The sequence below is a fragment of the Acinetobacter sp. NBRC 100985 genome (genome assembly GCF_000241225.1).
Lineage (GTDB): Bacteria > Pseudomonadota > Gammaproteobacteria > Pseudomonadales > Moraxellaceae > Acinetobacter > Acinetobacter venetianus.
Window position 1 is genome coordinate 31316 of sequence record NZ_BAEB01000035.1, and the last position, 14243, is coordinate 45558.

The following is a 14243-nucleotide window of genomic DNA, read 5'->3' on the forward strand; positions in this document are numbered from 1 at the left end:
CCATTTCTGGTATCTGTAAATTTTATTTGTAACTAACTGCTAATAAAGAATAATTTAATAAACTTTACAAAACATAGTCTCTAGGGTGTACTAGAACGGTAAATCATCATCTAAATCAGCTGGTGCTGCCGCAGGCTGTGGCGATGATTTAGGTGTATTAAAACCATTTCCAGCTTGCGGACTACCTGCGTAGTTACCGCCTTGTTGACCATAACCATTTTGATTATTGTTGTTATAACCTGTGTTCTGGTAACCACCGCCCTGATTACTATTATTGTTATTAAAACGCGGTTGGTTGAAGTCGTTACCGCCAGCAAAACCTTGCTCACCTTGTTGACGTGAATCAAGCATTTGCATTTGATCACCACGGATTTCCGTGCTGTAACGCTCTTGACCATTTTGGTCTGTCCATTGACGTGTACGCAATGAACCTTCGATATAAACCTTCGAACCTTTACGTAAATATTGTTGTGCAATTTCACCTAAACGGTTGTGCAACACGATACGGTGCCATTCCGTTTGTTCTTTACGTTCACCCGTGCTTTTATCTGTCCAAGACTCACTTGTTGCAATCGAAAACTGGGTTAAAGATCCACCATTTGGAAAAGTTTTTGTTTCAGGATCACGGCCCAAAGTTCCGACTAAAATTACTTTATTTACACCACGCATTAGCTTATCTACGTCCTATCTATTTCTATGTTTTACTTTATAAGAGTTATGCTTAAATGGCTACCTCTTTCCCTAACAAGTGCGTTAAATCTTGTCGCGCAGAATCATCAATTTGATGTTTATCGACCTTTATATAAGCAACTTGTTGTTCAGACATCACCACCACTTCTTCAATACCACGAATCGCCAGTAATTTTGAAGTCCATTCATCTGTTTGTTGCGCTTCAGGCAAACGCAATACAATCGAAGACAAATATCTCGGCTGAGCCAGCCCAAAACTTACGAGCAACCAAATTATAGCAATACCAGCCAACACACTCCACCCAAGCGAGGTGTTGTGTAACATTAACAATTGACCACCCAACGTACCGCCGAAGAATGCACCTAGGAATTGGCTACTTGCGTTAATTCCCATCGCAGTTGCTTTCGATTGAATGGGTGCAGATTTCGATAACCACGATGGTAAAAGTGCTTCCATCACATTAAATGCAATAAAGAAAATACCTAATCCTACCAGTAGTACATATTTAGATTCATAGCCAAAAATCAGGATCAATAAACCTGCAATAATGCCTGCAATCGCAGTTAAGAAAATGCCACGCATCTTGCGATATTTTTCAGCAATGATGATGCTAGGGAACGCAAAAAATAAACTAATTAACAACAATGGCAAATACACTAAACCATGCTTTGCCAGTGGAATCTGCGCATACTCAATCAACTGCGAAGGCACATAAATAAACATCGCTGTTAATAATAAATGCAACGAAAAGACAGAAACATGCAAACGATTCAGATCGCCAATTTGTATGATTTGTTTGAGTTGAGACAAATAACCTTGCTGAAAGTTCTTATGATGGCGTGTTACTTTCGGCACCAACAACAACATTAAAATTGCTGCCAAACCCATAATCGTAGTCACGAAAAATAGTCCAGAAATCCCAACCAAACTGGTGAGCCAAGGCCCTAGACTAAATGCCACCACAAATGACAGACCAATACTCATCCCCATGGCAGCCATCGCTTTAGTACGTTGCTCCTCACGAGTAACATCTGCAAGTAGTGCCATCACCACAGCAGAAACAGCACCCGCACCCGCAACGGCACGCCCGATAATCACACCATAAATCGTATCCGACAGCCCAGCAATCGCACCGCCGATCGCAAATAGTAATAGTCCTAACACCACCAAAGGTTTACGACTAAAACGATCTGCCAACAAGCTAAATGGGATTTGTAAAATGGCTTGCGTTAAACCATAAACCCCCACAGCTAAACCAATTAATGCTGGCGTTGCATATTGATAAGACTGCCCTGCAACTGAAAAGACAGGAATAATCATGAACAAGCCCAACATGCGTAAGGCAAAAATGCTACTTAAGGCAAAGGTTGAACGGCGTTCTAAAGCATTCATCATTGGCAAGACACTATTACTGGCTCAGCGAATTATAAGCCATTCGCTTAGAATGCGCTGAAAAAATCACAAGCTAAAAAATCAAAAGGGACGTTTCCGTCCCTTTTTCTGATCTTAGATCATTAAACTGAAAGCAAGCTTAAGAGATTCGCTGTTCATGCTTACTATATTGAATGGACGCAATCACAGCCCAAACAATGAACGCAACACCGATTAATCCTGTCACCACTTCTGGGACATGCACGCCCGTACCACTGGCAATCATGATGAATGCCAAAGCACCGATGGCATAGTGCGCACCATGTTCTAAGAAGATATATGCATCCAATGTGCCTTTCTCGACCAAATAAATCGTCATCGAACGCACAAAGATCGCACCGATCGCAAGACCCAACATGATGATCACGACATCACTGGTAATCGCAAATGCACCAATCACACCATCAAAACTAAACGATGCATCAAGCACTTCGAGGTACAAGAAACCCCCGATTCCAGCTTTCACTACCCCAGAGGCTGCACCATTAGAATCATGCATAACCGCATTACCATCGTCATCAATTTCTGGCTCGCCACCCAATAAATGGCTCAGGACTTGTACCCCAATATAGACCACAATTCCCCAAATACCCGACATCGTCACGGCTAAACGTGCAGACTCATCAACATTTGCTGCCATGATAATCATGGCAATCAAAGCGAGAAATACCGACATCGCAGGGACACTCGCGAGATGCGCAAGTTTAGACTCTAACCATTTAAACCAATGGGTTTCTTTACCGTCATCAAAGAAGAAGTTTAAGAACACCATCAGTAAGAAAGTACCACCAAAAGCTGAGATTTCAGCATGATGTGCCATTAAACGTTCCGAATATGTTTTTGGATCATTCAAAGCCAATTTCGCAACTTCAATCATCCCCATATCTGCTGTCACTGCGACAATCACAACAGGGAAAATTAAACGCATACCAAAGACGGCAACCAAAATACCTACCGTTAAGAAAATCATTTTCCAGAAATGATCCCAGTTACGTAAAACTGAAGCATTCACAACCGCATTATCGAAAGAAAGTGAAACTTCCATCACCGCCAAAATTGCAGTAATCGTCAATGCTTTCAGCATCGTTGCCACGCCTGCTTCTGGGCCATGCGTATAACCCCAGTAGGCAGATAGTGCTAAACACACCACTGTAAAGAAAATTGAAAAACGAAAATGCTTCATGAGCAGCCTTTTATTCGAAATCGTCGAGTGATAAAAATGAGACTATTGTAGGCGAGTTTTGACTGAAAGATAGAAAAGATTGTTGCTGTTCTTGTGAGAAGAATAGAGATTGCAACGATCTCTGCTATAGTTTTGCCAAAATCGTTTTTATGTTTTTTATAGGTTCAAAACATGACTTTTTCACAAGATGTATGGCAACGAAATCAAGACTTATATAAAAAAATTCTTGCACTTCCTTTTAATCAAGAACTTACAGCAGGCACATTAAACCGTGAGGTCTTTTGTCATTATGTGATTCAAGATGCGCATTATCTTGTGGCTTATGGTCGTGCGCTTGCCGTAGCTGCCGCAAAAGCCTATGACGCTGATGATATTATTCAATTTTCTGAAGCCGCTAAAATCGCAATTATCGTAGAACGTAGTTTGCATAGTGATTTTATGCAGGAATTTAATGTCAGCAAAACAGAATTTGAATCAACGCCATTAACACTTGCTTGTCATCACTACACTTCATTCCTCACCGCAACAGCTTGGTCAGAAAGCTATCCTGTGATTTTGGCAGCACTGTTACCTTGTTTCTGGATTTATGCAGAAGTTGGTAAAGACATCGTTGATAAATCGGTTGCCAATAACCCTTACCAAGCTTGGATTGATACCTACGCAGGAGAGGAATTCAATACAGCGGTGAGCAATGTGATTGCAACCATTGATAGAGTGGCATCGCGTTGTGATGAAGATACCTTAGCTAAAATGCACGCTGCTTATACCATGGGTGCCAAACTAGAATGGCTATTTTGGGATAGTGCTTACCAACAACGCCAATGGCTAGGATTGGATTAAGCGAGTCATAATTGCACCTCACTTCAATTAGCGAGGTGCAAATACCGAATTGCTATCAGCCAAAGATTCAACCATCTAATATTTTTCTTTTAAGCACTTTTTCTGTCTTAGTCTCTGCGGAATTTGTGCCAATTTAAAAAGATTGTCGCCGCGAGTATCACAAAGAAGATTAAAAATTTGGTCTCAAAGCGAACTAATCTAAACTCTGAACTTCTAGTGGTCTCTTGAAATGCTTGCTGAACTTGCTCCGGATCAGCTTTTTCTTGAATATTCAGCTGCATTAACTGCGGGGTTTTCTCTCCTTCACCAACAATGACATAAGCTGCCTTAATATCTAAATCTTGTGCATCTGTAATACCGAAAGAAATTACAGCGGGCTTTTGCAAATTATATTCAGGAATCCAGTCCAAAATACGTCCATATACACGGACATTCGCTGCACCATTTACGTCAGGATCTTGAATATTAACACCTGTTTGACTTTCAATTTCACTGGCTAAATCATCAAATGCTTTAAGAGAATAGTTCTGACGAATCGGTAAATCATTTGCCATCAAGCTCATAACTTCAGTTGGATTTGTCGGATGCGCTTGTGAAAGTAAACCCTCACCCATTACAGTAAAATCAGCTTTGGTCTGCATGCCTGCCGATTTAGGCACGCCCACAATATAAAATGCCGTCCAGATTTGCGCGCTAGGATTTAAGTTTTTTAATTCCAATTCATAATGATGTTCCACATCTAAATTGAAGAACTGATCAAATCCCGTAATCTTTGTTTCTTGTGCATATACACTAAAACTTGCACAGATCCCCCAGCACAATAAAATCAGATTTTTTAACATTATTATTACTCTGTATTTATAAGTCTTTAATTTTAATTTACTTATTTCATTATCAACAAAGCATTTCTTGCACTAATTTCGCTGAACTGACTGAAAATGACAGCTTCTAACCTAACACTTGCGATGCTTACAAATTACGTCGTCAAATTGATATAGATAAACCCTTAACGCTATTTATTAAGAACGTAAAAAAGCCCCAATTAAGGGGCTTAGTCGTATATTGTATCGCCAATATACTGTATGAGGCTCATCTCAAACTGGGCGCATTAAAGCATAAATTAGAGACGCTGCCTACTTTTATCTTTGGACTAAAAAACATTCACCACAATTAAGGCAAGCAACGCAGGTACGGCTTGGATATAGATGATCTTCTTACTGGCAGTGAGTCCACCGTAAATCCCTGCAACCAATACACAGCCTAAAAAGAAATTGGCGAGCGCTAATGCATACGTTTCAGGAGCACAAAGCGACCAAAATAAACCTGCTGCCAAAAAGCCATTATATAAACCCTGATTTTGAGCCAGAACTTTGGTGAGTTGTGCTTTTTCGGGGGTATTGCCAAATGCTTTCAAACCATAAGGTTTATCCCATAAAAACATTTCCAACACTAAAATATAAACATGTAATACCGCAATCAACGCAACAAGAATCGTTCCTAACATTTTACTTATTCCTGATCTTTTCTATCGTGCAATGCTTTCCAATTTATCACTGATCTATTTGAATTGCGTGATAGGTAACATGATTTCCGTGACTCTCCAGCTCAAACCCTCTCGATGTAAGATTAAATTGACTGAAGATTGATTTTTGGGATCATCTATTTCAACGCTAAATTGATTCCATGACTGATAACGACTGTGATAAGTCACTTTTTCAGCACCATTTTGATGGGTTGTTAGTGCGTTATTTTGGGATTGTTTTGCCGATTCACCTTGAAATGACAACCCTTCTTTGAATTTTTTTCCTTGTAATAATAAAGAGATTCCTTGAGGCGTCACCATCAGATCCACCATTTTATCAACCATCGAAGATGCCAACATTGCCCCTAAAGCAACAAAGCTACCTTCATTTTCTCGTGATGGAAACTCTTGCAACAGCTCATTATTGAATTGATCCTTGAAACTTTGGCGCACACTGGGAAAGTCCACATAACTTGCGACAGCATTCACATCATCTCGTTCTACCGCTTGTCGAATTTGATAAATCACAAAATATGGCGACAAAATTAAATAAGCTAAAGCAGTCAGCACAATAGCCGAGATAGAAATCTTCAACGTTTTCGACATACGATCCTCGATTTCAGGAATTTATTTTTTACTTAATGGTATTTAAATTGCATTGATAAAGGCTTGGGCAATATAGAAAATTCATGTTAAAACTTACTTAAAATCACTAATCCGACACAATCTGACGTTTAAAATCGTTTTGTTACAGCTTGAACAATTTTAAATCGCTATTATATACACGTTTTATTCGCACAATTCCGAGATGTATTTATGAGTCAAAGTCATATCCGTATTCGAGGCGCACGTACCCATAATTTAAAAAATGTGTCACTCGATATTCCACGTGACAAGTTTGTGGTGATTACGGGACTCTCAGGCTCAGGCAAATCCTCACTTGCTTTCGATACACTTTATGCCGAAGGTCAACGCCGTTATGTTGAATCGCTGTCTGCCTACGCGCGTCAGTTCCTTTCACAAATGGAGAAACCTGAAGTTGATTCGATTGAAGGCCTCTCTCCTGCGATTGCCATTGAACAAAAGTCAACTAGCCACAACCCACGTTCAACCGTGGGCACCATTACCGAAATTTATGACTATTTACGTTTGCTGTATGCGCGTGTAGGGACACCGTATTGTCCTGAACATGATCTACCCATGGTGGCGCAGACCATTTCAGAAATGGTCGATGCAGTGAAAGCACTTGAAGAAGGGACTGCACTCATGCTGCTCGCACCCGTCGTGCGTGAGCGTAAAGGTGAATACACTCAACTGTTTGAGCAACTTCAAGGTCAAGGTTTTGTTCGTGCCCGTGTCGATGGTGAAATCATTGATATAGATACTCCGCCAGAATTAGACAAAAAGAAAAAACATACGATTGAAGTAGTCGTCGATCGCTTTAAAGTCCGTGATGATCTCGGTAATCGTATCGCAGAATCCTTTGAAACGGCTTTACGTTTAGGTGGTGATATTGCAGTTTTATCGTGGATGAATGGCGAACACCCAGAACGCGTGTTCTCAGCAAAACACTCTTGCCCTGAATGTGATCGAGCTGTTGCGGAGCTTGAACCACGCTTATTCTCATTTAACAATCCATTCGGTGCTTGTCCTGTCTGTGATGGTTTGGGAACGCGTAGCCATTTCAGTGCAGATAAACTCATTCCAAATCCTGAAATTTCAATTAGCCAAGGCGCAATTCGTGGTTGGGACAGACAACGTCCTTATTACTACACGATGTTGCAGAAAGTGGCTGATCACTTTGATATTCCACTTGATACACCTTGGAATCAACTCGACAAAGATACACAAAAGAAATTCTTACAAGGCACTGGCAAAGAGAAAATTGACCTCAGTTATATTGATGAACGTGGTCGTAAACACAGTCGTGTACAAGCCTTTGAAGGGATTTTGCCGCATTTAGAACGTCGCTATCGCGAGACTGAATCGAATTATGTGCGTGATGATTTGGCGCAATACTTATCGAATGCCGCATGTGATGCCTGCGGTGGCTCTCGTCTGAATGAAATTTCTCGTCACGTTCGTGTTAAAGATAAAACCATCGCTGAAATTACCAAGATGTCGATTGGTGATGCTGAAAGTTATTATCAGGATCTCAATCTCGAAGGTGCTAAAGGCGAAATCGCGGATAAAATCTTTAAAGAGATTCGTGAACGTTTGCACTTCTTGGTCAGTGTTGGTCTCAATTATCTCAGCTTAGCGCGTTCGGCTGAAACCTTGTCGGGCGGTGAAGCACAACGTATTCGCTTAGCTTCGCAAATCGGTGCAGGTCTGATGGGCGTGATGTATGTGCTGGATGAACCGTCGATTGGTCTACATCAACGTGACAATGATCGCCTTCTGCAAACTCTGATTCGTTTACGTGATTTAGGTAATACCGTACTGGTGGTTGAGCATGATGAGGATGCGATTCGTGCCGCTGACCATATTATTGACATCGGTCCAGGCGCAGGTATTCATGGCGGTGCCGTGATTGCCGAAGGCACTTATGATGAACTCGCCAATCATGCAGATTCACTCACAGGTCAATATTTATCAGGCAAACTTAAAATTGAAGTGCCTGAACAGCGTACTCAATCGCCTCGTCCTGATGAATTCATCAAACTCTCTGGCGCAAATGGGCATAATCTACAACATGTCGATTTAACGATTCCTCTTGGCATCATGACCTGCGTGACTGGGGTTTCAGGTTCTGGTAAATCAACCCTGATTAACCGTACTTTATTGCCTTTAGCAGCAACACAATTGAATGGTGCAACCACACTGACTGCTGAAAAGTTTGATTCGATTGATGGCTTGCAGCATTTGGATAAAGTGGTTGATATTGACCAGAGTCCTATTGGACGTACACCACGTTCAAACCCAGCAACCTACACAGGTTTATTTACGCCGATTCGTGAGTTATTTGCTCAGACACCTGAAGCCAAAGCACGGGGTTATAGCGCAGGTCGTTTCTCGTTTAACGTGAAAGGTGGTCGCTGTGAAGCGTGTGAAGGCGACGGCATGATCAAGGTGGCGATGCACTTCCTGCCAGATATGTATGTGCCTTGTGATGCTTGTCATGGCAAGCGTTATAACCGTGAAACGTTGGAAGTCGGCTATAAAGGCAAGAATATTTCCGATGTACTCGAAATGACGGTAGAGGATGCGGCAGAATTCTTTAGTGCTATTCCTGTCATTCATCGTCGTTTAGAGACGTTGACTCAAGTTGGTCTTGGCTATATTCGTTTGGGACAAGCTGCGACAACGTTATCAGGTGGCGAAGCGCAACGCGTGAAATTAGCGCGTGAGTTAGCAAAACGGGATACGGGTAAAACTTTATATATCTTGGATGAACCGACTACAGGTCTACATTTCCATGATATTGCCAAGTTACTCGACATCTTGCATGAGCTACGTAATAAGGGTAATACCATTGTGGTGATTGAGCATAATTTGGATGTGATCAAAACTGCCGATTGGGTGATTGATCTAGGCCCAGAAGGTGGTTCTGGTGGTGGTCAAATTATTGCTGAAGGCACACCTGAACAAGTTGCTAAAGTTGAAATTTCACATACAGGTAAGTTCTTAAAACCGATGCTTAAATAAAATCCAATTTACTGTAATTTCATGATAAAACGGTGATTCATTCACCGTTTTTTTATTTGAGGGAATAATGCGATTTTCAGAAAGATATGGATATAAACCTGTTCAAGAAATAATTCAAAAAAGAAAGCATGGATGAGGTTTTAATAAATAGATTGGAGCAAGAGTGTTTACCCTTCCACCACATTCTTACCCTTTGCCTTCGCTCTTAACATCGACTGATCCGCTTTTTCTAACAATTCCAACCAGTTTTCAGCACCAACAGCTACACCAATACTGACCGAAACCCAAAGCAATTCATCGGAGTTGGAAAGAGTGATAGGCTCTTTCGCAATTTCTGAACGGATACTTTCTGCGATAACCTTTGCTGCATCTATCGTAATATTTTCAATGACAACCAAAAACTCATCACCACCATAACGAACAATTAAATCAGATGCTCGGACATTATGTTTAAGGTGATCGGCAATCGTGGAAATGACTTGATCACCCACAATATGCCCATACTGATCATTCACAAATTTAAAATTATCAATATCAACCACAACCACAGCCGTGTTTAAAAAACCACTCGGCTTACGCTCCAGAGCATGAACATATTCTTCCAAAGCCAAACGATTCGCGACACCTGTTAACACATCCGAGTTGGCAATCTTTTTAAGCTGCGTCTCCATCATGTCACGCTGATTCAACATCACTTTTAAACGATCAATCGCCTCAAATAAAGATAAAAACTCCTGTCTGGATTGTTTGGTTTTTAACTCTTCTTTTGACGCATTTGATAAGCGTAGAATCATTTCTCGTGCTTTGATTAACGGACTAAATACTTTCCGCTTTGTATAAATCATAATAAAAATAGCTGTCAGCAAGGACAGACAAGAAATACACAAAGTAAAAATGAATTGTTGCTTGGCTTTTTTATTCTGCTCGTGTGCAACTTGAATACTGTAATCTAAAATATAATTCTGCAAATCCATAACCGTTGTAAATTTATCTACAATCCGATTCGTTAATTGCGTACCCGTGAGAAAATAGGTTTGATTATTTTGGCTTTGATCGAGTAATTTCGTAATTAAAGGTAAACCTTGATCTAAAAACTCTGTTTTTACTCGTTGATGTAAATGTACATATTCAGCTGTCTTGGTTTGTTCAGGTTGGATCGTATCAACCAAAGACCATAAATATTGAGATTGATGCTGGGTTTGTAAACAACGTGCTCGATTAATATCTGAGATTTTTTCACCAAATGTCACAGGTGCCATAATATTTGAAGCAACTCGCCCTGCCTGATCACGCATATCCGTAAGAACCAAAATCGAAATAAAATAATTCGACATTTTGCTGTCTTTACTTTTGGATAGTTTCATCAAATCATTTAAATATTTTCGGCTCTCATCCCAAACATCAAACATCGTAAAAATTGCATGATTAAATTGAGCAGACGTTCGCTGAGCATGGGGAATATTTGCATAAGCGTCTACAACCTCACGACCATGATTCAACTTTGCTTTGAAATCAGTTTGTAAATGTGTCGCAATCGACTCAAATCCACCTTGATTTAACGTCGCTATGGTCTGATCAATCTGATCATCCACAACCAATCTAAACTCAGCTAACTCTTTTTGATTGGCTGCTAATTCTTCAACGGTACTCGACATAACCTTATTGGCAGGTGCGCGTTCTCGAGAAATTTTATTGGCTGTTTTTACTAAGGCACGCAGGCTCGTAATTTCTGTTAATACTTGATTTGTCTTAATATATTCTTGATAGCTTTGAATAATCAGAGGGATAGAGATATATAGGATCGAAGAAATAATAACGACCATACATAGAAAAAGCCGGAGACTGATTTGCTCAGAACGTAATTTCGCACTTTTTAAACTACGTCCCATGCACACACCTTGCTTGTTTCAAAAACTCATCCAGATTGATTTTCAAACAGTATGTAATTTTACCTGATTTTTAAAATTATACCGTCATAATTAAAGCTGTTTTTTTAAACAGATAAAATACAAGCAAAACCAATTTTCCTTTTGGTTTGTTAATTTATATTTATCTATTTGTTTTAATTATTAATAATAATTAAAACAATTTTCATCAAATTGATCTTTCGAAGAATTATAAAATACTTTTGTATTATTTAAATTAGCCAAAAGAATAAATAAATGATTTATGAGCTAAATAAATTGCTATATATTCAAAATTATCTTTAATTATTAGAGATATAACACTGTTTTCAAATAAAAACATTCCACGCCTGATCGAAAAACTAAATCTTTTAGATAAAAATTATCAATTTCACACGTTTATTAAAAAGAGTAATACTTTACTAAAGCACAGACTTATAGATTTTAGTTAACCCTCTAGGATGTTTTCTCCCCCAAGCTAAACATCCTTTTCAACCCAACCAAATAAAACGGTTGGGTCTTTTTTATGTGAATATTAATCTAATGCTGAATTAAACCTAACTGCTGCAATGCCTCATAAACAATCGTTTTCCGAGCCTCCACATGTTCAGTTTTATTCATCTCCATATTTAGAGAAAATGCAGTTACTTTACCATTAGGCTGCTCTACCCATCCTGTCCACCATCCCACTTGTGGCTCAACATCCATTCCCCAACCACTTTTCGCATAAACTTTTGTTCCATTCACCTGATCCACCAATAACATTTGCTTAACTTGCTGCTGAACAGGAATGTCAAACGCCAATTGCTCATTTGCCAACGCGTAGGCAAATCTGACTTCTTGAATCGGTGTGATTTTTAATGGGCCAACCAACCAAAAATTATCGACCTGATTGCCTATATCTGAATTTCCAAAACCTATTCTTTTAACTTCAGATGCCATCAAATCTAAACCTATTCGTCTGGCTAATTCTTGATAAATAGGAACAGCGGATGCTTGAATCGCCTCAGTTAAGGTCAAATCTTTTTCCCAGCTCTTAAATCTGCGCTTTTCTCCATTCCATTTAAAAACTTCATTCGGTCTCGTTTTATGATGTTGGATGCCAATCAAAGCATTGAGCATTTTAAAAGTAGATGCAGGGATATAAGAGGTTTGAGCTCGATTTAAGGCATTCCCATATTCATGTATCTTTTGACCGTCATAAGTGACAAATACGCCTTCTGTTTTGGCATTCACAAATAGCTTAGAAATTTTTTGTTGTTGCTTTTGCTGTTCTGCAATCTGCAGCTCTGAATTTAAGCTGTGACAAGCAACCAAGCCTAAACTTAAGCATAACGAACTACATAGCAGAGCAACTTTGAACTTTTTTAGCATAATGAAGGAATATGGCAGAGTATAGAGTTTTAATATAAGCCTATTTCTTCATCAAATTTGTATTATTATTCTATTTTCATTTACTATAAAAAAGGCAAAAAAAAGCTCAGCCTTGGGGAAAGCCGAGCTAGTAAACAGAGATGTAAAAACATCGAATACTCAAGAAAATGTTATAAAGGCATAATGCAAATTAAATACCTCTTGATGCCAATTATGCGAACCAAGTCTCAAAAAGTAAAGTTGATTAAATAGATCGGAATTGTGTTTTTTATCGTTTTTGTTGATTATTTATACGTTACAATTACACAAAATTTAAGATTACAATTAAGAAAAAACAGTTACACCACACAAAAAACCAAGAAAATGAGATAAAAGTCTCACTAAGAAACCTAAAATATTACAATTTTAAGAATTTAAAAAAGAAAAAACGATCATATTAATCGTATAAAACAATTAAAAAGCATAGATATATGCCTGCTATTAGATGAAATCAGAATATCTAAAATGACGCTATCTTACTGTTAATTATAATTTTCATGATTGGTTGACAAAATAAAATACGTTTGTCTATTTTTTAGACAATACATACAAGCCATACATTCGTTTGTCGGGTCATAGAATTTATTACATTGACTTCATATTTTGTTACAATAGAATGACTCCAGATTTATATTTCTTTTATATCAATGCTGGAAATTACTATGAAAAAACTCGGTTTAGCCACTGCTTTAGTATTAGCCATGACCGGTGCTCACGCTTACCAATTCGAAGTTCAAGGTCAATCTGAATTTTTAGATACAAAACAGAATGACAAAGACTTCACTGGCGCTGGGCAAATCAGCTATTTCCTTAAAGATGTTGATACATCTAAAGGTCCTTTAGCTGAAGCTGCTTTCCTAAACCAAGCATCTAATGTTTCTGTTGCATATAGCTTTGCTAAAGAAAGTGGCGATGAGATCGTTACTACAAAAAATGAATCTATTGGTGCTAAGGGTGAAGCATATATCCCTACACCTTATTTACCAGTATATACAAGCGCATCTTATAGCCACTCTAAAACTAAAGTTGATGGCGAAAAAGACAACGGCGATCGTTATGCTTTAGAAGTTGGTACTTTATTAGCGCCTAATTTTTTAGTTGCTGTAGGTTACACTAGCATCGTTGACCAATTCGCTTTAGATGCAAACAGCGTACTTTCTCAAGGTATCGTTAAATCATTTGGCGAAGCTGCAACAATTGGTGAAGACCAAGATGCGATTACTGCACGTACTAAATACGTTGGTAACATCGATGGTACGAACATGGCTGTAGGTTTTGAAGCTGGTCTTGTTTATGGCGACACTACTGCTTACCAATTAAAAACTGATGTATACGTAACACCTAAGTTAAGCGTTGGTGCTTCTTATGCAGAAGTAAGTGCTAGCAAAAACCCTGCTAACGATAACTTCTCTCCAATCAAATCTGCTTGGGGCGCGAACGTTAACTACTTCATCACTCCAGCTGTTGCTGTAGGTGCTAGCTATTTAAATGCAAATGCAGTTAATGCTGACCTAGATACGCAAACTGTTGGCGTGAACGCGAAGTTCCGTTTCTAATATTGAATTCGGGTTCTAAACCTAGAACCCTTAATTCATAATAAAAAAACCAGTT

At 39.0% G+C, this 14243-nt stretch carries 11 protein-coding genes; 3 read left to right on the plus strand and 8 right to left on the minus strand.

Features of this window, described 5'->3' with window-relative positions; all coding sequences use genetic code 11:
• Positions 1–90: 90 nt before the first annotated feature.
• The 3 genes from ssb to ACT4_RS12875 form a co-directional block, all read right to left on the minus strand.
• Complete coding sequence (gene ssb / locus ACT4_RS12865; RefSeq protein ID WP_007482778.1) at positions 91–669, minus strand: single-stranded DNA-binding protein; 579 nt, start codon at positions 667–669, stop codon at positions 91–93.
• 52 nt (positions 670–721) lie between these two features.
• The gene (locus ACT4_RS12870; protein WP_007482779.1) at positions 722–2086 is read right to left on the minus strand and encodes an MFS transporter; all 1365 of its coding nucleotides are present in this window, start codon (positions 2084–2086) and stop codon (positions 722–724) included.
• A gap of 136 nt (positions 2087–2222) precedes the next feature.
• Positions 2223–3305, minus strand: coding sequence for a DUF475 domain-containing protein (locus ACT4_RS12875; RefSeq protein WP_004877997.1), 1083 nt, complete (start codon positions 3303–3305; stop codon positions 2223–2225).
• A gap of 171 nt (positions 3306–3476) precedes the next feature.
• Here ACT4_RS12875 and tenA point away from each other — a divergent pair, with 171 nt between their 5' ends.
• Positions 3477–4145: a thiaminase II gene (gene tenA, locus ACT4_RS12880; RefSeq protein ID WP_007482781.1), complete on the plus strand. Its 669-nt coding sequence runs from the start codon at positions 3477–3479 to the stop codon at positions 4143–4145.
• Between the two features lie 107 nt (positions 4146–4252).
• Here the strand turns inward: tenA and ACT4_RS12885 are convergent, their stop codons facing one another.
• From ACT4_RS12885 to ACT4_RS12895, 3 genes are all read right to left on the minus strand, one after another.
• Positions 4253–4987 (minus strand): hypothetical protein, encoded by a 735-nt coding sequence (locus ACT4_RS12885; RefSeq protein ID WP_007482782.1) that lies wholly within the window; start codon positions 4985–4987, stop codon positions 4253–4255.
• Between the two features lie 308 nt (positions 4988–5295).
• Complete coding sequence (locus tag ACT4_RS12890; protein ID WP_004878002.1) at positions 5296–5649, minus strand: DUF1304 domain-containing protein; 354 nt, start codon at positions 5647–5649, stop codon at positions 5296–5298.
• A gap of 54 nt (positions 5650–5703) precedes the next feature.
• Complete coding sequence (locus ACT4_RS12895) at positions 5704–6273, minus strand: DUF2939 domain-containing protein (RefSeq protein ID WP_007482783.1); 570 nt, start codon at positions 6271–6273, stop codon at positions 5704–5706.
• Positions 6274–6483: 210 nt separating this feature from the next.
• Here ACT4_RS12895 and uvrA point away from each other — a divergent pair, with 210 nt between their 5' ends.
• On the plus strand, positions 6484–9315 hold the full coding sequence (uvrA, locus tag ACT4_RS12900) for an excinuclease ABC subunit UvrA (RefSeq protein ID WP_007482784.1): 2832 nt from the start codon (positions 6484–6486) through the stop codon (positions 9313–9315).
• A 167-nt stretch (positions 9316–9482) separates the two neighbouring features.
• On the opposite strand, the gene ACT4_RS12905 is transcribed toward uvrA, so the two are convergent.
• Together ACT4_RS12905 and blaOXA are read right to left on the minus strand one after the other, a co-directional pair.
• Positions 9483–11204, minus strand: a complete 1722-nt coding sequence (locus ACT4_RS12905) for a GGDEF domain-containing protein (protein ID WP_007482785.1) — start codon at positions 11202–11204, stop codon at positions 9483–9485.
• A 555-nt stretch (positions 11205–11759) separates the two neighbouring features.
• Positions 11760–12593, minus strand: coding sequence for an OXA-266 family class D beta-lactamase (blaOXA, locus tag ACT4_RS12910; protein ID WP_007482786.1), 834 nt, complete (start codon positions 12591–12593; stop codon positions 11760–11762).
• Between the two features lie 701 nt (positions 12594–13294).
• On the opposite strand from blaOXA, the gene omp33-36 reads away from it, so the two are divergent.
• Positions 13295–14188 (plus strand): porin Omp33-36, encoded by an 894-nt coding sequence (gene omp33-36 / locus ACT4_RS12915; RefSeq protein ID WP_007482787.1) that lies wholly within the window; start codon positions 13295–13297, stop codon positions 14186–14188.
• Positions 14189–14243: the final 55 nt, after the last annotated feature.

Bases quoted from the DNA above. Each gene is read 5' to 3' on its own strand.
- uvrA (WP_007482784.1), top strand. From the start codon at position 6,484: ATGAGTCAAAGTCATATCCGTATTCGAGGCGCACGTACCCATAATTTA.
- ACT4_RS12870 (WP_007482779.1), bottom strand. From the start codon at position 2,086: ATGATGAATGCTTTAGAACGCCGTTCAACCTTTGCCTTAAGTAGCATT.
- tenA (WP_007482781.1), top strand. From the start codon at position 3,477: ATGACTTTTTCACAAGATGTATGGCAACGAAATCAAGACTTATATAAA.
- ACT4_RS12885 (WP_007482782.1), bottom strand. From the start codon at position 4,987: ATGTTAAAAAATCTGATTTTATTGTGCTGGGGGATCTGTGCAAGTTTT.
- ACT4_RS12905 (WP_007482785.1), bottom strand. From the start codon at position 11,204: ATGGGACGTAGTTTAAAAAGTGCGAAATTACGTTCTGAGCAAATCAGT.
- blaOXA (WP_007482786.1), bottom strand. From the start codon at position 12,593: ATGCTAAAAAAGTTCAAAGTTGCTCTGCTATGTAGTTCGTTATGCTTA.
- omp33-36 (WP_007482787.1), top strand. From the start codon at position 13,295: ATGAAAAAACTCGGTTTAGCCACTGCTTTAGTATTAGCCATGACCGGT.
- ACT4_RS12895 (WP_007482783.1), bottom strand. From the start codon at position 6,273: ATGTCGAAAACGTTGAAGATTTCTATCTCGGCTATTGTGCTGACTGCT.
- ACT4_RS12875 (WP_004877997.1), bottom strand. From the start codon at position 3,305: ATGAAGCATTTTCGTTTTTCAATTTTCTTTACAGTGGTGTGTTTAGCA.
- ACT4_RS12890 (WP_004878002.1), bottom strand. From the start codon at position 5,649: ATGTTAGGAACGATTCTTGTTGCGTTGATTGCGGTATTACATGTTTAT.
- ssb (WP_007482778.1), bottom strand. From the start codon at position 669: ATGCGTGGTGTAAATAAAGTAATTTTAGTCGGAACTTTGGGCCGTGAT.